22 protein-coding genes are annotated in these 19,298 nt (G+C 34.5%); 15 read left to right on the forward strand and 7 right to left on the reverse strand.

Annotated features, from left to right (window positions below; translation table 11 throughout):
- Positions 1-351 precede the first annotated feature (351 nt).
- From YW9_RS0107535 to YW9_RS0107550, 3 genes are all read right to left on the reverse strand, one after another.
- A complete protein-coding gene (locus tag YW9_RS0107535) occupies positions 352-960 on the reverse strand; it encodes an outer membrane beta-barrel protein (protein WP_018279569.1) in 609 nt (202 codons plus the stop codon).
- Between the two features lie 388 nt (positions 961-1,348).
- Positions 1,349-2,779, reverse strand: coding sequence for an asparagine--tRNA ligase (gene asnS, locus YW9_RS0107545; protein WP_018279571.1), 1,431 nt, complete (start codon positions 2,777-2,779; stop codon positions 1,349-1,351).
- Between the two features lie 70 nt (positions 2,780-2,849).
- A complete protein-coding gene (locus YW9_RS0107550; RefSeq protein WP_018279572.1) occupies positions 2,850-4,133 on the reverse strand; it encodes an NAD-dependent succinate-semialdehyde dehydrogenase in 1,284 nt (427 codons plus the stop codon).
- A gap of 162 nt (positions 4,134-4,295) precedes the next feature.
- On the opposite strand from YW9_RS0107550, the gene YW9_RS0107555 reads away from it, so the two are divergent.
- Complete coding sequence (locus YW9_RS0107555; protein WP_018279573.1) at positions 4,296-4,565, forward strand: Sec-independent protein translocase subunit TatA/TatB; 270 nt, start codon at positions 4,296-4,298, stop codon at positions 4,563-4,565.
- Between the two features lie 2 nt (positions 4,566-4,567).
- Positions 4,568-4,810 (forward strand): hypothetical protein, encoded by a 243-nt coding sequence (locus YW9_RS0107560; protein WP_018279574.1) that lies wholly within the window; start codon positions 4,568-4,570, stop codon positions 4,808-4,810.
- Here YW9_RS0107560 and recF read toward each other — a convergent pair whose 3' ends face one another.
- Together recF and YW9_RS0107570 are read right to left on the reverse strand one after the other, a co-directional pair.
- Complete coding sequence (gene recF, locus YW9_RS0107565) at positions 4,811-5,893, reverse strand: DNA replication/repair protein RecF (protein WP_018279575.1); 1,083 nt, start codon at positions 5,891-5,893, stop codon at positions 4,811-4,813. It lies immediately after the preceding gene.
- 85 nt (positions 5,894-5,978) lie between these two features.
- The gene (locus YW9_RS0107570; protein WP_018279576.1) at positions 5,979-6,920 is read right to left on the reverse strand and encodes an NAD-dependent epimerase/dehydratase family protein; all 942 of its coding nucleotides are present in this window, start codon (positions 6,918-6,920) and stop codon (positions 5,979-5,981) included.
- Positions 6,921-7,116: 196 nt separating this feature from the next.
- Here YW9_RS0107570 and YW9_RS0107575 point away from each other — a divergent pair, with 196 nt between their 5' ends.
- From YW9_RS0107575 to dgt, 3 genes are all read left to right on the forward strand, one after another.
- Positions 7,117-7,923, forward strand: coding sequence for an enoyl-ACP reductase FabI (locus YW9_RS0107575; protein WP_018279577.1), 807 nt, complete (start codon positions 7,117-7,119; stop codon positions 7,921-7,923).
- 100 nt (positions 7,924-8,023) lie between these two features.
- Complete coding sequence (gene yidD, locus YW9_RS0107580) at positions 8,024-8,248, forward strand: membrane protein insertion efficiency factor YidD (protein ID WP_026193902.1); 225 nt, start codon at positions 8,024-8,026, stop codon at positions 8,246-8,248.
- A gap of 21 nt (positions 8,249-8,269) precedes the next feature.
- Complete coding sequence (dgt, locus tag YW9_RS0107585; protein WP_018279579.1) at positions 8,270-9,604, forward strand: dGTP triphosphohydrolase; 1,335 nt, start codon at positions 8,270-8,272, stop codon at positions 9,602-9,604.
- Here dgt and rlmB read toward each other — a convergent pair.
- Together rlmB and YW9_RS0107595 are read right to left on the reverse strand one after the other, a co-directional pair.
- A complete protein-coding gene (rlmB, locus tag YW9_RS0107590; protein ID WP_018279580.1) occupies positions 9,599-10,345 on the reverse strand; it encodes a 23S rRNA (guanosine(2251)-2'-O)-methyltransferase RlmB in 747 nt (248 codons plus the stop codon). The two genes, dgt and rlmB, sit on opposite strands and share 6 nt — an antisense overlap.
- A gap of 36 nt (positions 10,346-10,381) precedes the next feature.
- Positions 10,382-11,332, reverse strand: coding sequence for a GSCFA domain-containing protein (locus YW9_RS0107595; protein WP_018279581.1), 951 nt, complete (start codon positions 11,330-11,332; stop codon positions 10,382-10,384).
- A 246-nt stretch (positions 11,333-11,578) separates the two neighbouring features.
- Between YW9_RS0107595 and YW9_RS0107600 the strand changes: the two genes are divergently transcribed.
- The 10 genes from YW9_RS0107600 to rplB all read left to right on the forward strand — a co-directional run bounded on the left by YW9_RS0107600 (position 11,579) and on the right by rplB (position 19,284).
- Positions 11,579-12,451, forward strand: a complete 873-nt coding sequence (locus YW9_RS0107600; RefSeq protein ID WP_018279582.1) for a bile acid:sodium symporter family protein — start codon at positions 11,579-11,581, stop codon at positions 12,449-12,451.
- A gap of 30 nt (positions 12,452-12,481) precedes the next feature.
- On the forward strand, positions 12,482-13,033 hold the full coding sequence (locus tag YW9_RS0107605) for a fused DSP-PTPase phosphatase/NAD kinase-like protein (RefSeq protein WP_018279583.1): 552 nt from the start codon (positions 12,482-12,484) through the stop codon (positions 13,031-13,033).
- A 342-nt stretch (positions 13,034-13,375) separates the two neighbouring features.
- Positions 13,376-13,783, forward strand: coding sequence for a 30S ribosomal protein S12 (gene rpsL / locus YW9_RS0107610; protein WP_018279584.1), 408 nt, complete (start codon positions 13,376-13,378; stop codon positions 13,781-13,783).
- Between the two features lie 24 nt (positions 13,784-13,807).
- A complete protein-coding gene (gene rpsG, locus YW9_RS0107615; protein WP_018279585.1) occupies positions 13,808-14,284 on the forward strand; it encodes a 30S ribosomal protein S7 in 477 nt (158 codons plus the stop codon).
- Between the two features lie 14 nt (positions 14,285-14,298).
- Positions 14,299-16,419, forward strand: coding sequence for an elongation factor G (gene fusA, locus YW9_RS0107620; RefSeq protein WP_018279586.1), 2,121 nt, complete (start codon positions 14,299-14,301; stop codon positions 16,417-16,419).
- Between the two features lie 12 nt (positions 16,420-16,431).
- On the forward strand, positions 16,432-16,740 hold the full coding sequence (gene rpsJ, locus YW9_RS0107625) for a 30S ribosomal protein S10 (RefSeq protein WP_018279587.1): 309 nt from the start codon (positions 16,432-16,434) through the stop codon (positions 16,738-16,740).
- Positions 16,741-16,891: 151 nt separating this feature from the next.
- Positions 16,892-17,509, forward strand: a complete 618-nt coding sequence (gene rplC / locus YW9_RS0107630; RefSeq protein ID WP_018279588.1) for a 50S ribosomal protein L3 — start codon at positions 16,892-16,894, stop codon at positions 17,507-17,509.
- Positions 17,509-18,138: a 50S ribosomal protein L4 gene (gene rplD, locus YW9_RS0107635; RefSeq protein ID WP_018279589.1), complete on the forward strand. Its 630-nt coding sequence runs from the start codon at positions 17,509-17,511 to the stop codon at positions 18,136-18,138. Before rplC ends, rplD begins: the two co-directional genes overlap by 1 nt.
- A gap of 7 nt (positions 18,139-18,145) precedes the next feature.
- Positions 18,146-18,436: a 50S ribosomal protein L23 gene (rplW, locus tag YW9_RS0107640; RefSeq protein ID WP_018279590.1), complete on the forward strand. Its 291-nt coding sequence runs from the start codon at positions 18,146-18,148 to the stop codon at positions 18,434-18,436.
- Between the two features lie 20 nt (positions 18,437-18,456).
- Positions 18,457-19,284: a 50S ribosomal protein L2 gene (rplB, locus tag YW9_RS0107645; protein ID WP_018279591.1), complete on the forward strand. Its 828-nt coding sequence runs from the start codon at positions 18,457-18,459 to the stop codon at positions 19,282-19,284.
- Positions 19,285-19,298: the final 14 nt, after the last annotated feature.

Here is a 19,298-nt window from a genome sequence, read left to right on the forward strand (position 1 = left end):
AAAAATATGGAGTTGATAGCTTCTTTTCTATTTGATTTGACGTAAAATATGATGTCAAAACCTTCTTTTAGTTTTTAAATGAAGAATTATATCGCATTATCAGTCTATTTTTAGTTTAATTATTATAAAAATATGAAGTTGATGGCTTTTTTTCTATCTGATTTAATAAAAAATATGATATCAAAATCTTGTTTTAATTTTTAAATGAAGAATTATATCACATTATCAGTCTATTTTTAATGTAATTGCTACAAAAATATGAGATTGATAATTTTTTTTCATTTTTGAAAGAAATATTTACATACATCAAAAGCATAAAAAAACCACCTTTTAGGTGGTCTGTTTGTATTTTTAAAAGTTTTTAAAGTAATATCCTACTCCTATTTGAAAGTAATTATTCCGAATAATTTGTCCAATTTCAGAAATATTACTTAATCCAAAGTTATATCTAGCTTCTAAGAAAAAGTCTTTGAATATACGGCATTCACCACCAAAAAAAGCAGCGTGATTCCCTGTTTTGATATTGTTAAGTTTAATTCTTTCATTGTTTAGCTTTGTTGTAGCTAGTAAATTAAAACTGAGATTAAATCCGCCAAGTAAAGCAAACCCTTTAGTAGGATATACCTTAATGCTTATAGGAAGGCTGTATGTTTGTAAATGTATGTCAAAATGTCCTTCGTGAGTTTCTCCATTTTCAGATTTTAGATTTCCTATTACTTCTCTTCCTCCAAGTCCTGCCATAGTAAATTCAGCTTGAGCGGCAATATACGGATTGAAAAAATATTCGGCTTGAATTCCCAAGTAAATATTTGACTTTGACTTAGAGGTTATTTTTGTACTATTGTCGATTTGCAAGTTCAAAGTTGAATTTACATAACCTAATTTTGTTCCAAATCCAAATGATTGTGCATTGATAGAACCTAATGTTGCTAAAAATAGAATTGTTAAAAGTCGTTTCATACCTATATGTTTTTATTGTTAAATATTTATTAATAGTGATGACAAAAGTAGAAAGAAAAGTTAAAAGAAGCAAATTTTATTTAGAAGAAAAATATGTAAAAAACAGAAGAATTTATATTGATTTCGTGAAATTATATCTTATTGTTAGTATGATAAAATATTGATTTATAACATTATTATGATATATAAGATAGATTTTTTACATTTATTAGTTTTTGAGTTTACTAAATATGACGTAAAACATAAAATTGTTAATAAAAACTAAATATGGAAATGACATAAATTTTTCTTTTTACAAGTTTTGGGAATAAAAAAACTGCCTAAAAGAAAAAATCTTTCAGGCAGTAAAAAATAAAAAAACAAATTGTATAACTCTCAAATTTAAGTATTAAAATTCAGCGTTTTGTGGTGTTCTTGGGAAAGGAATCACATCACGAATGTTGGTCATTCCTGTTGCAAATAGCACAAGGCGTTCAAAACCAAGTCCGAAACCGCTATGCACTGCCGTGCCGAACTTTCGCAAATCCAAATACCACCATAATTCTTTCTCGTCAATACCCATAGCTTTGATTTTTTCAACCAAAACATCGTACCGCTCTTCACGTTGCGAACCTCCTACAATTTCGCCAATACCTGGGAATAGTATATCCATTGCACGAACCGTTTTTCCGTCTTCGTTGAGTCGCATATAAAACGCTTTGATTTTTGCTGGATAATCAAACAAGATAACAGGGCTTTGGAAATGTTTTTCTACTAAGTAACGCTCGTGTTCACTTTGCAAATCGGCACCCCATTCATCAATAATGTATTGGAATTTTTTCTTCTTATTATGATTTGAATTCTTCAGAATATCAATCGCTTCGGTGTAGCTTACTCGTTTGAAATCATTGTTGATTACGAACTCCAACTTTTCAATAAGTGACATTGAGCTACGTTCGTTTTGCGGTTTTGTTTTTTCTTCTTCCAAGAAACGTTTGTTCAGAAACTCGATATCTTCACGGCAACGCTCAAGAGTGTATTTCAAAACATACTTGATGAAATCCTCTGCCAAATCCATATTGCCATCAAGGTCGAGGAAAGCCACTTCGGGTTCAATCATCCAGAATTCCGCCAAGTGACGCGATGTGTTTGAATTTTCGGCACGGAAAGTAGGTCCGAACGTGTAAATTTTGCCCAAAGCCATCGCAAAAGTTTCTCCTTCAAGCTGTCCTGAAACGGTTAAATTGGTTTCTCTTCCGAAGAAATCTTTTTTGAAATCGACTTTGCCTTCTTCAGTAAGTGGCGGATTTTTAGCATCTAATGTAGTAACACGGAACATTTCTCCCGCACCTTCGGCATCACTTCCTGTAATGATAGGCGTATTTACGTAGAAAAATCCATTTTGCTGGAAATAATCGTGAATGGCAAATGCCAACACCGAACGAACCCGCATAATGGCTCCAAAAACATTGGTACGAACCCTTAAATGTGCATTCTCGCGTAAAAATTCAAAAGAATGCTTTTTAGGCTGAATAGGATATTCCTCTGGATTAGAATCTCCTAAGATATGAATTTCTGTTGCTTGTATTTCAATGGATTGCCCTTTTCCTTGACTTTCCACAACTGAGCCTTTCACTTCAATGGCGGCTCCTGTGGTGATGCGTTTTAGCAGTTCTTCGGGGGTGTTTTCGAAATCCACAACCACTTGTACGTTTTCAATAGTCGAGCCGTCGTTCAAAGCAATGAAACGATTGCTTCGGAAGGTACGAACCCAACCTTTTAGAGTGACTTCTTGTGCTGTTTTTCCTTCGTTTAATAATTTTTTAATGCTGATATACATACATTTATGCTTTATTCTCTGTCCTAATATGAAAATATTTTGCAAATATAGGAAAAAGATTTGTTTTTCACTATTTAATCACTACTGTTTTGATGTTAGCAAATTCATACATCCCGAATTGAGAAAGCTCCCGACCGTACCCTGAATTTTTCACGCCACCAAAAGGTAAATGTGGGTCACTAATGAGCATTTCATTAACATATACAGCTCCTTCCTCAAAGCGATAAGTTTGTGATTTTATGAATTCTACATCTTTTGAAAAAATAGAAACTCCTAAGCCAAAATCGGATTGGTTGCTCAAGTTTACAGCCTCATCAAAAGTTTCAAAAAAGGTAACGACAGCAACAGGACCAAAAGTTTCCTCTCTGAAAATAGGCATTTGGGGTGTGACTTCTGATAGAATTGTTGGCTCGTAAAAGGCTCCTTCTCGTTTTCCTCCGCAAATCACTTTTGCTCCTAAAGAAATGCTTTCATTTACTAATTTTTCCAATTCGATAGCCAAATCTTCCCGAGCCATTTCGGCTATTTCTGTTTCTGCGTTGAATTTATCTCCTCTTTTCAGAGCTTCCACTTTTGATTTAAAGGTAGATAGAAATTTTTCCTTTAAGTTTTTGTGGACTAAGAAACGCTTGGCAGCGATGCAACTTTGTCCAGCATTTTGCATACGAGCATTAACAGCTATTGATGTGGCTAATTCTAAATCAGCATCTTCACATATGATAAAAGCACTGCTTCCGCCGAGTTCCAAAACCGATTTTTTAAGATGTTGTCCAGCACATTGAGCAACTGCTTTTCCAGCTTTTTCACTACCCGTTAAAGAAACACCTTTGATGTGCTTGTGAGCAATGATGTTAGCAACAAATTTGCTCTCTAAAGATAGGTTTTTATATATTGGAAATTTTAGCTTTTTGGAATTGAAGATGCTTTCCAATAAGTTTGCTGATTTCGGAACATTGGAGGCGTGTTTTACAATGAAAAGATTTCCTAAAATTAGATTTGGAATCACAAAGCGAAATACTTGCCAGAAAGGAAAGTTCCAAGGCATTACTCCCAACAAAACTCCAATAGGTTCAAAGGTTATGTAACTTTCTGTCCATTTGGTTTTTATGTATTGTGGTTTTAAGAAATTTTCGGCATTTTCGATATAGTAATCGCACAAATACGCACATTTTTGGACTTCTGCATTGGACTGTGAGATAGGTTTTCCCATATCCGAAGTGATCGCCTTTGCGTATAAATTCGTGTTTTTTAGTAAATTATCTTTTATATCTTTAATTATTTCTATTCGCTGAATTACAGAGTATTCTTTCCATAAAAGGTAAGATTGTTGTATATTTTCAATAATATGATTCATATTTTTGTGAAATTTAGCTTATCCGCAAAGATATGTAAAATTGAAAAATTTCGAATGGATTTATTTAGAAATTCGGTTGTTTAGGAATACAAAATTTAATTTCTGTTGTAAAAAATTGTCTGATACTTAAAAAATATGTAGGTTTGCAAATATTTTTAGGATATGGGGTTTTCTGAGATTTTTTTCATACTTTTCGTAGTTCTAGTACTTTTCGGAGCGGACAAGATTCCAGAAATAGCTCGTGGATTGGGCAAAGGAATGCGACAACTTCGTGACGCAACCAACGAAATTAAGTCCGAAATCAAAAAAAGTGCACAACAGAACAATATAGATACTTCTTTTATAGAAGAGACTCAAAATGAGATAGATAAGGTGAAAGAAGAAATCGAGGAAGCAACAAATATTACGGGAACTATAAAAAGACAACGATAATTATGGCACCAAAAACAAAAGCATTTTTATTTAATTTTATTTGTTTTGGAGTGATTTTTATTACGATTAGGCTCGGGATTAATTATTTCTTTCCTGAATTCGGACGTTTGTTTGCATCTCTCATTTCGGGAATAACCACGATAATCATTTCTCCTCGTTTTGCAGCTGTACCTACAGATGAGGGAGAGAAGTTGTTTATGAAGTGGATTTTCTTCAAAGATGTTAAAAAAATAGGAGGAAAATAACTATTCTATCCTGAAAATTTTGTACTTCAAAAGGGTTCGTTTTACTACATTTTCGGTACGCTCATAGTGCGTGTCAGTTATGAATAATTGACCAAAGTGCCTTTCTGTTACCAGAGATACTAGTTTGGCTACTCGATTATCATCTAATTTATCAAAGATATCATCTAATAAGAAGATAGGAACAACTTTTAGTTGTTTTTTTATCATTTCAAATTGAGAAAGTTTTAATGCAATTAGAAAGGATTTTTGTTGACCTTGGCTTCCGTATTTTTTCATCGGAAAACCTTCTATTTCAAAAAGTAAGTCATCTTTGTGAATGCCCACAGAGGTATGTTGTAGCAACCTGTCCTTGTTGATGTTTTGTTTAAGTAAAGTTGCTAAATCTGTTTGATGAAGAGTACTTTCATAGGTCAGATTTACATTTTCTTTTCCTTCAGAAATATATTGGTATTGATACTCAAAAATAGGCAAAAAGGTTTTCATAAAGAGTTTTCTTCTTTCATAAATAAACTGCCCAAGTTCAGAGAGTTGCTCGTCATAAATAGATAGCGTTTCTGCGTCAAAATATTGATTCTCAGAAAAATGTTTTAGCAAAGTATTTCGCTGTAAAAGAACCCGATTGTAACGAATAAGTTTATCTAAATATTCCAAATCTGATTGCGAGATTACGTTGTCCAAAAATTTCCGCCGAACATCACTTCCTTCGATTATTAAATCTTGATCTGCTGGTGATATGATAACCATTGGATATTTTCCTATGTGGTCAGCCAATTTATCATATGCTTTTCCGTTACATTTTATGATTTTTTTTTGTCCTCGTTTTATGCTACAAACAATCTGTTCTTCACGTTCTTGTGCTTCAAAAAGACCATCAATTACGTAAAATTCCTCTCCGTGACGAATGCTTTGACTAGCAGACGAATTAAAATATCCTTTCCCAACTCCTAAATGGTAAATGGCATCAAGCAGATTTGTTTTTCCAACGCCGTTGTTGCCAACAAAGCAGTTGATATTTGCATCAAAAACAAAATCTTTTGAAGTGATATTTTTGTAATTTACGATTGAAAGTTTTTTCAGAAACATAATCCTTTTTTATAAAAGTAAGCTATAAGCAATAGTTTCAGATTCTACGGCTTATAGCTTAATTAAGAGGTTGAAAATTGATGTTTTATTTTAAGTTTTTGATGATATCTTCTGTCATTTTGTCCAAATCAAAGCTCGGTGTCCAACCCCAGTCTTTCCGTGCGGCAGAATCATCAATGCTATCTGGCCAACTATCAGCTATTTTCTGACGAAAATCGGGTTCGTACTTAATTTTGAAATCTGGAATTATTTTTTTGATGCTTTGGTAAATTTCCTTTGGTGAAAATGATAAAGCCGAAACATTGTAAGAAGTACGTACCTTTACTTTTTCTTTCGGAGCGTCCATTAAATCGATTGTAGCTTTGATAGCATCGGGCATATACATCATTGGCAGATATGAGTTTTCGCTCAGGAAGCAAGAAAATTCTTCTCCAGCAATAGCCTTGTGGTAGATATCTACAGCGTAATCTGTTGTCCCACCACCAGGTAACGATTTGTAACCGATAAGGCCTGGGTATCGAATGCTTCGAACATCTACTCCATATTTTTGAAAATAGTACTGACACCATAATTCACCTGAAACTTTGGTGATTCCGTAAACCGTATTAGGTTCAGTTACTGTTTCCTGAGGAGTATTTTCTTTAGGAGTGTTTACCCCAAAAGCAGCGATTGATGAAGGCCAATACACTTTGTCTAAGTTCTTTTTACGGGCAATTTCCAAAACATTCAGTAATCCGTTCATATTCAGATTCCAAGTAAAAAGAGGATTTTTTTCTCCTACAGCTGAAAGCAATGCAGCTAAATGGTAAATCTGTGTAATTTCGTACTTATCAACAAGATATTCTAATCTTGCATTATCTTGAATGTCTAACACTTCAAAATTGCAGTATGAAAATTTTTCGGCAACTTTTTCATTGATGTCTGTAGCAACGATGTTTTCTGAACCAAACTTTTGAGCCAAAGCCTCGGTAAGTTCACTACCCAATTGCCCACCAGCTCCCGTAAGTAATACACGTATTTTTGTCATTTTCTTAAATATTGGCTTGATTAATATTTTATCCCACAAAGATAAGAAAAAAAAGTAAATCCAGAATTTATAACTCTACATTTTCAAGTTAAAAAAAGTATAAAAGATTGGCTACTTTGAAAAACAATAGAATAGGTGATAGTTTTTTCATTTTTCAACTTTTTTTGTACCTTTGTCCGAATAAAAAAGAATCATTATGTATAATTTACTAAAAGGGAAAAGAGGAATTATCTTCGGTGCTTTAGATGAAAATTCAATAGCTTGGAAAACAGCAGAACGTGTTCACGAAGAAGGAGGAAAATTTGTGCTAACAAACGCCCCAATTGCAATGCGTATGGGACAAATAAAACAATTGGCAGAAAAAACAGGTTCGGAAATTATTCCTGCTGATGCTACCAATATGGAAGACTTGCAAAATTTGGTAACCAAAGCAATGGAAATATTGGGAGGAAAATTGGATTTTGTACTTCATTCTATCGGAATGTCCGTAAATGTTCGTAAAAATATTCCTTACACCGAGTCAAATTATGATTTTACGGGAAAAGGTTGGGACGTTTCAGCTCTTTCTTTCCATAAAGTGTGTCAAGTTCTTTACAAAAATGATGCGATGAATGAATGGGGAAGTATCGTAGCTCTTACATATATGGCGGCACAACGAACTTTTCCTGATTACAACGATATGGCAGATAATAAAGCATATTTGGAGTCAATTGCTCGTAGTTTTGGATATTTCTTCGGAAAAGATAAAAAAGTACGTGTTAATACAATTTCTCAATCTCCTACGCCAACCACTGCAGGACAAGGAGTTAAAGGATTTGATGGATTTATTTCATATGCTGAAAAAATGTCTCCATTAGGTAATGCTACTGCACAAGATTGTGCCGATTATACTGTGAGTTTGTTTTCTGACTTGACTCGCAAGGTTACAATGCAAAATCTTTTCCACGATGGAGGATTTTCTAATACTGGTGTTAGTCAGGAAGTTATAGAAAGATTTAGCTAATTAGTTTAGAACTTCATTTTATTTGGCAGTAAGTTCTGCAGATTTTTCAACTGCGTACGATTATTCTGTAACTTACTGCCTTTTAGGTTATAAATTAGTAATGTTAAGAAAAATACTCATATTTCCTTTTGTTCTATTAGTTCGATTTTATCAGCTATTTATATCTCCGTTAAAGCCACCAACTTGCAGATATACACCAACTTGCTCTCAATATACGTTGGAAGCCTTAAAAAAACACGGAATTTTAAAAGGAGGTTGGTATGCGATTAAGCGAATTCTTAGTTGCCATCCTTGGGGAGGAAGCGGATATGATCCTGTGCCTTAATTATTAAAAATATAAAAGCCAATGAATTGGGAAAGTTTACTCTCTTTGAATCGATATGGAGATTTGGAGAAACGTTTGCGTAAAGGACAAAATGAAACACGCCTGAATTTTGATTCAGATTATGATCGTGTTGTCTTCTCAAGTGCGTTTAGGAGTTTGCAGGATAAAACGCAGGTGATTCCTTTGTCAAAAACAAGTTTTGTGCATACACGTCTGACTCACAGTATGGAAGTATCAGTAGTTGGAAGAAGTTTGGGAAGGGCTGTGGGGAATTATATTTCAGAAAAATATCCCAGTTTACAAACCTTAGGTTATCAGGCGAATGATTTTGGAGCTATCGTGGCGGCAGCAGCTTTGGCTCACGATATTGGAAATCCTCCTTTTGGGCATAGTGGAGAAAAAGCCATAGGCGAGTTTTTTAAGTATAAGAAAGGAGCAGACATTAAGTCTTTCCTTTCAGAAAAAGAGTATGAGGATTTGTGTAGTTTTGAAGGAAATGCCAACGGATTTCGCATTTTAAACGAATCCAGACCAGGAGTTGAAGGAGGTTTACGACTTTCATTTGCAACACTTGGAGCATTTACGAAGTACCCAAAGGAATCTTTACCCGTTCGTCCCACCAAAAATATTTCAGATAAGAAGTATGGCTTTTTTCAATCCGAAAGAGATTTTTTCGTTGATGTGGCGAGTGAACTTCAATTGAAATCCAATTCTACTAATTCTGATTTGCGGTTTTCTCGACATCCTCTTGCTTTTTTGGTGGAAGCTGCTGATGATATATGCTACACAATCATCGATTTTGAAGACGGAATCAATTTGGGGCTAATTTCTGAGGATTTAGCATTGGAATATCTTGGAAAATTGATAAATGAGCGAATTAACATAAAGAAATACACCCAATTACTTACAAAAGAGGAACGCATTGCTTATCTCAGGGCTATTGCTATTGGTACACTTATTCAGGAAGCTGTAGAAATTTTCATCAAAAATGAAGAGGATATTCTCAAAGGTGATTTTCATTCTTCGCTTTTGAGTAAAAGTACTTACAGACCTCAGATAGAAGATATTATAGATATCAGTGTATCACATATTTATCAATCAGATGAGGTGGTTGAAAAGGAAATTTCTGGTTACGTTGTACTTCAAAATCTGCTTGATGTGTTCTTTGCTGCGGCAATGAACGATTATAAGGGCAAACTTACGTCTTTTGATAAATCAATTTTCAAAATCCTTCCAGAAAAGTATAAAAAAGAAACTTCTCTTTATGATAAAATAATGGGAATTACCTGTTATATAGCCAGCTTAACCGATAGTAAGGCTGTAGAACTTCATTTGAAAACTTTAGGTAAGTTATAACGTTTGCATTATCCGCTGTCGCATAGCCTCGTATAAAAATACGCCACAAGCTACAGAAACATTCAAAGAGCTAATTTCTCCTGTCATTGGGAGTTTAGCTTTATCATCTGCAAGTTTGATTAAGGCTGGAGATACGCCGACATCTTCCGCACCCATTATAATTGCCAGAGGTTCAGTCATCGAAATGTCATATAGGAGTTTATCTGTCTTTTCGGTAGCCACAATGGTTTTTATCCCACTTCCTTGAAGATAATAAACGGCATCTTTCAAGTTATCAACTTTGCAAACGGGAACATTAAAAGCAGCTCCAGCTGAGGTTTTTATTGTATCAGCAGTTATTGAAACACTTCCTCTTTTGGGTATGATAATTCCCGAAACGCCAGTGCATTCAGCGGTGCGGATAATAGCTCCAAAATTGCGAACATCTGAAAGGTGATCTAATATCAGAAAAAGAGGAACTTTTCCACTTTCAATTGTTGTAATGACCAGATTTTCAAAATTATGATATTCCACAGGTGACAGATTTGCTACAACACCTTGATGATTTTTTTTTGTCAGACGATTTAATTTTTCAATAGGAACATAAGAAGCGATAATTTGTTCTTGTTTCAGTAATGCTTGTAATTCCTGAAAAAGAGAACCTTTTAATCCCTTCTGGATAAAAATTTTGTCAATTGTTTTTCCTGCTGAAATGGCTTCTATAACGGCACGAATGCCAAAAATTTGATATTCTTTTTCCATAGTTTTTTTAATTTAAAAAATAAAAAGTGTTGTTTTTTATTGTTGAAAAGTCATAAAAGGATACTTTTCGATGATTTTGTGTATTTTTTCAGATAATTTCTGTTGAAAAATTTTAGATTGTTCGCTTTTTGGGTGAAAAACTTTATGTTTCAGTCCTTTTTGTATAGAATCTATTTGTTTCATATCATAAAAGCATTCTTCAGATATGTATTTTTCCACAAAACGCTCCCAGATATAGTCAATTGCCACATCAGAAGGATGTAACATATCTTCTGCGTAAAAACGATAATCTCGTAACTCGTCCAACATAATTTCATACGAAGGAAAGTATTGTATTTCAGTGTTCTGCAATAAAAAAGAGTGCAAACCAGCAATTAGGTGAGCTTTACTTATTTGATTTTCAACAAATCCGTCCTTTAAGTGTCTAACTGGCGAAATTGTATATACGATTTTTATTTTGGGATTTTTATTTTTTATTTGATTTACAGTATTTTGAATGCTTTTTTCAATTTCACGAACAGAAAGTAATTTTTTTGAGAAATTTGCCTGAGGTACTTTATGGCAATTAGCCACCACATTTCCATTTTCGAGAGAATATGCCCAAGATGTTCCCAATGTAATGAATAGAAAATCAGAGTTTTGAATTGAATTTTTGAATTCTTCAGTTTTTTTATTCGCAATATCTATTGCCTCGCTTAACGAGGTTTGGCTTAGCTCGGAATGTAAGTCAAACGAATGCCACAAATCATTGTGTTTAAAAAAATCATTTTCATCAAAATAGGTGTTTTCCAATGATTTTTTCACTAATTTTTCAATTGCTAAAGGGTGAAAAAGAATCCCAAAAGGATTTGTAACTATTTGGAAATTATAGTATTTTAGTTTTTTAGCAATATTTGTTGAAAAACACGACCCAATACTCAAAATTCGGTTGTTGTAACTGATTTTGAAGTCTGATTCTTTCAAAGGGACGATGGTTCTGAAATTCATTTTTATAGAAAGTGATTTGAGGGCAAAAGTATGAAATTTTCAGTTGAAAGCTAATTATTGAGAATTAAAAAATGAAAACTTAAAAGAGAGATATATAAATTATTGAATTATACTTGTTTTACTCTTTTTAAAGTTAAAAAAAGTGAAAATAGATACAGATATGAAAAAAAATATGTAATTTCGGCAATTGTTTTCATTTGAGAATACAAAAATGATGTATGAATAAATTTTAAGGAGAAAAAGAAGATGGATTTGATAAATCATTTGATGTCGGCAGTTTTGATGTTGATTACTTTCGCGATAGGTAGTTCTTTGCGTTTCAGTGACTTTGAGAACGTATTTAAAAAATCAAAAGCATTTAATATAGGATTAATAGCTCAAATGGTATTTTTGCCAATTTTAGCGTTTTTAGTTGCTTATTTTTCCGATTTGTCTCCTGAATTAAAAGTGGGATTAATTATTGTGGCTATTTGTCCTGGAGGAACAACATCTAATTTTATTACTTATTTAGTTAATGCAGATACGGCTTTGGCAGTAGCTTTAACAACTATCAATAGTATCTTAATTTTGCTAACAATTCCTACCTTAGCCAATGTTGCGATTTCATTATTTATGGGAACCTCTTCAGAGTTTTCATTGTCAATGTTGGATACTTTTTGGGAAGTTAGTAAAATTACAATAATTCCAGCTTTTTTAGGTTTGGTTTTCAATCGCTATCTTCCAGATGTAACAGCACGAATCAAAATTCCTTTAAAAGTTATCAATACAATTTTACTTGGGTTAGTCTTTATTATTAAATTCTTTGCAGATAAAGATTCAGGAGGAACAGGAATCGTTTTTGACGAAATTCTTGGTATACTTCCATACGCTTTAATTATGCACTTAAGTTCGATGATTTTGAGTTATGTGATTTCTAAAAAGGTTTTTCACATCACCAACATACAATCTGCTACAATAGGTATAGAAGTAGGGTTGCAAAATACGGTACTGGCTATTTATGTGGCAGGACTCATTCAAAGTGTAGAAATGGCAAAACCAGCATTAGTTTTTGCTATGTTTTCTTTTTTTACGACATTAATCTTCGCTTTTGTCGTGATGAGAGCAAGATATAATAGATAGAAGAATAAATAATTTTCAGAAAATCAAATTATGAATATTAAGTGTACGTTTTTTGTTGTTTGTTTTTTATGTTTCTTATCGCTTTTTTCTCAAAATCAAGCAGAATTAATTAGTGCTGAAGCTAATCTATATAAGGTAGATGATAGATTGTATCGCAGTGAGCAACTAAGAGAAGAAGATAGACAAGCAATAGAAAAAACACCAATAAAAACAATTATAAATTTGCGTTATTTTACACGTGGTGGAAATTCTAAAGTCTTTGGTAAAAATGGAAACATAAACCTAATAAATGTTCCATTACTAACTTGGAGAATTAAAACAAAGGATATAGCCAATGTGCTTTCAAAAATAAGAAAACATCAGCAAGAAGGAGCTGTGTTGGTACATTGTTATCACGGGGCAGACAGAACAGGAATTATGGTAGCGATGTATCGGATTATTTACCATAATTGGAGTATTGAACAAGCTAAAAAAGAAATGCAACAAGGACCTTTTGGTTATCATAGTATTTGGAGAAACTTGGATAGACTTCTTACTGAAAAAAACGTAAATGAAATTAAAAAAGAACTAGGAATTAATTAAATCGAACAGATTAGTCTACTGATTGATGATAAAAAAAATAGCAGAATCAATAAAAATTTTGTGATATTTGTAACAAAAATATTTTTTTGATAAAATTGTTTTTGATTTAATTTATTGATATTTAGTTTGTTGGAATTTTGTTGCTCAATTTCCCTTGTTAAGGTTAAAGTTTGTAGTCTTATTTAATGTGTTGATTTCTTGTTGTTTTGGAAATAAAACTATACTTTTGCACCCGCAAATTATGGAGTAGATAAGGAAGTTCAGGATTTGCAGAAGAGGTTTTTCGGAATCTTTAAAAGCTAAGTAAATTAATTTTAAGTAAATAATATTGTAAATTAAATTATGCCAACAATTTCACAATTAGTACGAAAAGGAAGAACCAGAATTACCAAGAAGAGTAAATCGGTTGCTTTGGATTCGTGTCCTCAACGAAGAGGAGTGTGTACGCGTGTTTATACAACAACGCCGAAAAAACCAAATTCGGCAATGCGTAAAGTTGCTCGTGTTCGTTTGACAAATGGCAATGAAGTGAATGCTTACATTCCAGGTGAAGGACATAACCTCCAAGAGCACTCAATAGTATTGGTACGAGGCGGAAGGGTAAAAGATTTACCGGGTGTTCGTTACCACATCGTTCGTGGTGCGTTAGACACAGCGGGAGTAGCAGGAAGAACGCAAAGACGTTCTAAATATGGAGCTAAGCGTCCAAAACCAGGACAGGCAGCAGCACCAGCAAAAGGGAAAAAGTAATAAAAAATCTTTTAACGAGAAGAAATGAGAAAAAGACAGGCTAAAAAGAGACCTCTTTTACCAGATCCAAAGTTTAATGATCAATTGGTAACACGTTTTGTAAATAACTTAATGTGGGATGGTAAAAAGTCAGTGGCTTTTAAAGTTTTCTATGATGCGCTTGACATCGTAGAGCAAAAGAAAAATAATGAGGAAAAATCTGCATTGGAAGTGTGGAAAGATGCTTTGACAAATGTAATGCCTCACGTAGAAGTTCGTTCGCGTCGTGTAGGTGGAGCAACTTTTCAAATACCTATGCAAATCAGACCAGACAGAAAAGTGTCAATGGCAATGAAGTGGTTGATTGGTTACGCTCGTAAACGTAATGAGAAATCAATGGCTCAAAAATTGGCTGGAGAGATATTGTCTGCGGCAAAAGAAGAAGGTGCTGCAGTTAAGAAAAGAATGGATACGCATAAAATGGCAGAAGCTAACAAGGCTTTCTCTCATTTTAGATTTTAATACATAGATATATAATGAGTAGAGATTTAAAATATACAAGAAATATTGGTATTGCCGCACACATTGATGCGGGGAAAACTACAACTACAGAGCGTATTCTATTCTATACAGGTAAAACACACAAATTAGGGGAAGTTCACGATGGAGCTTCTACAATGGACTGGATGGAGCAAGAAGCTGAGCGTGGAATCACAATTCAGTCTGCTGCTACAACTTGTGTGTGGAATTTTCCTACAGAACAAGGAAAACCTACAGCTGATGCTAAGGAATATCATTTTAATATTATTGATACTCCTGGTCACGTTGACTTTACTGTGGAGGTAAACCGCTCGTTGCGTGTGTTGGACGGATTAGTGTTCTTGTTCAGTGCAGTAGATGGAGTAGAGCCTCAATCAGAAACAAATTGGCGTTTGGCGGATAACTACAGAGTGCCACGTATAGGGTTTGTTAATAAAATGGATAGACAAGGTGCAAACTTTTTGAACGTTTGTAACCAAGTGAAAGAAATGTTGAAATCAAATGCGGTGCCTATCGTTCTTCCTATTGGAGATGAAGCTGACTTTAAAGGTGTTGTAGATTTGATTAAAAATCGTGCTATCGTGTGGCACGAAGAAACTCAAGGAGCAACTTTTGATGTTGTTGAGATTCCTGAGGAAATGAAAGACGAGGTTCACGAGTATCGTGCTCACCTGATTGAGGAAGTAGCAGGATATGATGAGGGACTTTTGGAGAAATTTATGGAAGATGAAAATTCTATTACAGAAGATGAAATCCATAAAGCACTAAGAGCGGCAGTTATGGATATGGCTATCATTCCTATGGTGTGTGGTTCTTCTTTCAAAAACAAAGGAGTTCAGTTTATGTTAGATGCGGTTTGTCGTTACTTGCCTTCTCCTTTGGATAAAGAGGCGATTGAAGGAACAAATCCTGATACAGGAGCAGATATTGCGAGAAAACCGTCTGTTTCAGAGCCTTTTGCTGCTTTGGCTTTCAAAATTGCAACAGATCCTTATGTAGGTCGTTTAGCGTTCTTCCGTGCTTATTCTGGTCACTTAGATGCAGGTTCTTATGTATTGAACACACGTTCAGGAAACAAAGAGCGTATCTCTCGTATCTATCAGATGCACGCTAACAAACAAAATCCAATTGAGTATATTGAAGCGGGTGATATCGGAGCTGCAGTAGGGTTTAAGGATATCAAAACAGGAGACACTCTTTGTGATGAGAAACACCCAATTGTGTTGGAGTCAATGGTGTTCCCTGATCCTGTGATTGGTATTGCAATTGAACCAAAAACTAAAGCTGATGTTGATAAGATGGGTATGGCTTTGGCTAAATTAGCTGAGGAGGATCCAACTTTCCAAGTAAAAACAGATCAAGCTTCAGGACAAACAATCATATCTGGTATGGGAGAGCTTCACTTGGACATTATCGTTGATCGTTTAAAACGTGAATTCAAGGTTGAAGTAAATCAAGGAGAGCCTCAAGTAGAATATAAAGAAGCTCTTACGGCAGTTGCAGAACACAGAGAGGTTTATAAAAAGCAATCAGGTGGACGTGGTAAGTTTGCTGATATTGTGTTCCGTATGGAACCGGCTGAAGAAGGAAAAGTAGGACTTGAATTCGTTAATGAGATCAAGGGAGGAAACATTCCAAAAGAGTACATTCCTTCTGTAGAGAAAGGATTCAAAGAAGCTATGAAAAATGGTCCTTTGGCAGGATTTGAAATGGATTCAATGAAGATTACTTTGGTTGATGGTTCTTACCACGCAGTCGATTCAGATTCTTTATCATTCGAATTGGCAGCCAAATTGGGATACAAAGAGGCTGCTCGTGCAGCGAAAGCTGTATTGATGGAGCCTATAATGAAGTTGGAAGTAATCACTCCAGAAGAAAATATGGGTGATATCGTTGGAGACTTGAACCGTCGTCGTGGTCAAGTAAATGATATGGGAGATAGAAATGGAGCCAAGGTAATTAAAGCAAATGTTCCTCTATCAGAAATGTTCGGATATGTAACAACTCTCAGAACACTTTCATCTGGGCGTGCTACTTCAACAATGGAATTCTCTCACTATGCTGAAACACCTTCAAACATAGCGGAAGAGGTAATTAAAAAAGCAAAAGGCAACTAATTTTTTATAAAAATGAGCAGTCAAAAAATCAGAATAAAGTTAAAATCTTACGATCATAACTTAGTAGATAAGTCAGCTGAGAAGATTGTAAAAACGGTGAAAGCAACAGGAGCAGTTGTAACGGGACCAATTCCATTGCCAACTCACAAAAAGATATTTACTGTATTGCGTTCTCCTCACGTAAATAAGAAGGCTCGTGAGCAGTTTCAATTAAGCTCTCACAAACGTCTTCTCGACATCTACAGTTCTTCATCAAAAACTATTGATGCTTTGATGAAACTGGAGTTACCAAGTGGAGTAGAAGTTGAAATTAAAGTGTGATAATTCACTATTTAGATTTTTAACAAAGTAAAATGTCCTTAAGCCAGTGAGCTAAGGAAAAACGGATAAAAATGATTCAGGGTCAAAAGGCTGAGGCATTTTTTGACCCTGAGCCTTATAGAAAAAGTAAAATAATTATTAAATTTAATTTATGTCTGGGTTAATTGGAAAAAAAGTAGGCATGACAAGTCTTTTTGATGAGAATGGGAAAAATATTCCTTGTACTATCATTGAGGCAGGTCCTTGCGTAGTTACCCAAGTCAGAACCGTAGAGGTTGACGGGTATGAGGCTCTTCAACTTGGTTTCGATGACAAAGCAGAACATCGTGCTAACAAAGCAGAGTTAGGACATTTCAAAAAAGCAGGAGCTTCTGTTAAGAAAAAAGTTATCGAATTTCAAGGATTTGAAACAACTTACAAATTAGGTGATACAATCACTGTTGATTTGTTTACTGAAGGAGAATTTGTTGATATAACAGGTACTTCTAAAGGTAAAGGATTTCAGGGAGTTGTTAAAAGACACGGTTTTGGTGGAGTAGGACAAACTACACACGGTCAGCATAACCGTTTGAGAGCACCAGGTTCTATTGGAGCGTCGTCGTATCCTTCAAGAGTATTCAAAGGAATGCGTATGGCTGGTAGAATGGGAGCAGAAAAAGTAACAGTACAAAACTTGAAAGTATTGAAAGTGGTAGCCGAGAAGAATCTTTTAGTAGTTAAAGGATGTGTTCCGGGACACAAAAATGCTTACGTAACTATTCACAAATAATGGAAGTAGCAGTATTAAATAGTCAAGGAAAAGAAACAGGCAGAAAAATAACGCTTTCTGATTCTGTTTTCGGATTGGAGCCTAATAATCACGTGATTTACTTGGATGTTAAACGCTATTTAGCAAACCAACGTCAAGGTACACATAAGGCTAAGGAAAGAAATGAAGTAGCGGGAAGTACTCGTAAGATAAAAAAACAAAAAGGAACTGGTACAGCTCGTGCAGGTAGTGTTAAATCTCCTGTATTTGTTGGTGGAGGACGTATCTTTGGTCCTCGTCCAAAGGATTATACACAAAAATTGACTAAAAATGTGAAAAGATTGGCACGTCGTTCAGCGTTAAGTGCAAAAGCAAAAAGCCAATCAATTTTAGTTGTTGAAGATTTAAATTTTGAAACTCCAAAAACAAAAGAATTCACTAATATTTTGAAATCTTTGGGGTTAGAAAATAAAAAATCACTTTTTGTGTTGCCAGATACAAATAATAATGTATATTTGTCGTCACGAAATTTGAAAACTTCTAATGTTGTAACTGCTTCTGAATTAAATACTTATGAAGTTGTAAATGCTTCAAGTGTAGTTTTATTAGAGAGTTCTGTTGAGGTTTTAGAGTCAATTTTAACAAAATAAGTAAGAAATGAGCGTATTAATTAGACCTGTAATTACAGAAAAAGCAAACGCAAATAGTGAATTAAAGAATTGTTATACATTCGAAGTTTCTAAACAAGCGAATAAAATTCAGATTAAAGAAGCTATTGAAGCCACTTATGGAGTTAAAGTTAAAGAGGTTCGTACATTGAATTATGGACCTAAACGTACAACTCGTTATACAAAGACAGGTTTACAAGTTGGTAAAACCAATGCTGTTAAGAAAGCGGTTGTTCAAGTGGCAGACGGAGAAACTATAGATTTTTATAGTAATATATAAGTGTTTAATAAATAGACAAAATGTCAGTTAGAAAATTAAAACCGATTACCCCTGGTCAGCGTTTTAGAGTAGTAAACGATTTTGACACCATTACTACTGATAAGCCGGAGAAAAGCCTTTTGGTTCCGTTGAAAAAGACTGGTGGTAGAAACAATCAAGGAAAAATGACCATGCGTTACATTGGTGGTGGTCACAAGAAAAAGTATCGTATTGTTGATTTCAAACGAAACAAGTTTGGTGTTGATGCTAAAGTAGTTTCAATCGAATACGATCCAAACAGAACAGCATTTATCGCTTTGATTCAGTACACAGATGGTGAGAAACGTTACATTATCGCTCCTGCTGGTTTGAAAGTGGATCAAACGATTGTTTCAGGGCAAGAAAATGTTGCTCCTGAAATTGGAAATGCAATGCCTTTGTCACAGATTCCATTAGGAACAGTAATTTCTTGTATAGAATTACGTCCAGGACAAGGTGCTAACATTGCACGTTCTGCGGGAACTTTCGCTCAGTTAATGGCAAAAGATGGAAGATACGCAACGGTTAAGTTGCCTTCAGGTGAAACTCGTATGATTTTACTTACTTGCTTGGCTACTATTGGTGCTGTGTCTAACTCTGATCATCAATTAATTGTATCAGGTAAAGCTGGTCGTTCACGTTGGTTGGGTAGAAGACCAAGAACTAGACCAGTAGTAATGAACCCAGTTGATCACCCAATGGGAGGTGGTGAAGGTAGAGCAACCGGAGGTCACCCGAGATCAAGAAAAGGTATTCCAGCTAAAGGTTACAGAACACGTTCTAAAACCAAAGCAAGTAATAAGTATATTGTAGAACGTAGAAAAAAATAAAAGACTAAGAAAAG

This window comes from Capnocytophaga cynodegmi DSM 19736 (genome assembly GCF_000379185.1).
In the GTDB taxonomy this organism is placed as follows: Bacteria; Bacteroidota; Bacteroidia; order Flavobacteriales; family Flavobacteriaceae; genus Capnocytophaga; species Capnocytophaga cynodegmi.

Coding starts and splice junctions, on each gene's coding strand:
- YW9_RS0107535 (WP_018279569.1), bottom strand. CDS start 960: ATGAAACGACTTTTAACAATTCTATTTTTAGCAACATTAGGTTCTATC.
- asnS (WP_018279571.1), bottom strand. CDS start 2,779: ATGTATATCAGCATTAAAAAATTATTAAACGAAGGAAAAACAGCACAA.
- YW9_RS0107550 (WP_018279572.1), bottom strand. CDS start 4,133: ATGAATCATATTATTGAAAATATACAACAATCTTACCTTTTATGGAAA.
- YW9_RS0107555 (WP_018279573.1), top strand. CDS start 4,296: ATGGGGTTTTCTGAGATTTTTTTCATACTTTTCGTAGTTCTAGTACTT.
- YW9_RS0107560 (WP_018279574.1), top strand. CDS start 4,568: ATGGCACCAAAAACAAAAGCATTTTTATTTAATTTTATTTGTTTTGGA.
- recF (WP_018279575.1), bottom strand. CDS start 5,893: ATGTTTCTGAAAAAACTTTCAATCGTAAATTACAAAAATATCACTTCA.
- YW9_RS0107570 (WP_018279576.1), bottom strand. CDS start 6,920: ATGACAAAAATACGTGTATTACTTACGGGAGCTGGTGGGCAATTGGGT.
- YW9_RS0107575 (WP_018279577.1), top strand. CDS start 7,117: ATGTATAATTTACTAAAAGGGAAAAGAGGAATTATCTTCGGTGCTTTA.
- yidD (WP_026193902.1), top strand. CDS start 8,024: ATGTTAAGAAAAATACTCATATTTCCTTTTGTTCTATTAGTTCGATTT.
- dgt (WP_018279579.1), top strand. CDS start 8,270: ATGAATTGGGAAAGTTTACTCTCTTTGAATCGATATGGAGATTTGGAG.
- rlmB (WP_018279580.1), bottom strand. CDS start 10,345: ATGGAAAAAGAATATCAAATTTTTGGCATTCGTGCCGTTATAGAAGCC.
- YW9_RS0107595 (WP_018279581.1), bottom strand. CDS start 11,332: ATGAATTTCAGAACCATCGTCCCTTTGAAAGAATCAGACTTCAAAATC.
- YW9_RS0107600 (WP_018279582.1), top strand. CDS start 11,579: ATGGATTTGATAAATCATTTGATGTCGGCAGTTTTGATGTTGATTACT.
- YW9_RS0107605 (WP_018279583.1), top strand. CDS start 12,482: ATGAATATTAAGTGTACGTTTTTTGTTGTTTGTTTTTTATGTTTCTTA.
- rpsL (WP_018279584.1), top strand. CDS start 13,376: ATGCCAACAATTTCACAATTAGTACGAAAAGGAAGAACCAGAATTACC.
- rpsG (WP_018279585.1), top strand. CDS start 13,808: ATGAGAAAAAGACAGGCTAAAAAGAGACCTCTTTTACCAGATCCAAAG.
- fusA (WP_018279586.1), top strand. CDS start 14,299: ATGAGTAGAGATTTAAAATATACAAGAAATATTGGTATTGCCGCACAC.
- rpsJ (WP_018279587.1), top strand. CDS start 16,432: ATGAGCAGTCAAAAAATCAGAATAAAGTTAAAATCTTACGATCATAAC.
- rplC (WP_018279588.1), top strand. CDS start 16,892: ATGTCTGGGTTAATTGGAAAAAAAGTAGGCATGACAAGTCTTTTTGAT.
- rplD (WP_018279589.1), top strand. CDS start 17,509: ATGGAAGTAGCAGTATTAAATAGTCAAGGAAAAGAAACAGGCAGAAAA.
- rplW (WP_018279590.1), top strand. CDS start 18,146: ATGAGCGTATTAATTAGACCTGTAATTACAGAAAAAGCAAACGCAAAT.
- rplB (WP_018279591.1), top strand. CDS start 18,457: ATGTCAGTTAGAAAATTAAAACCGATTACCCCTGGTCAGCGTTTTAGA.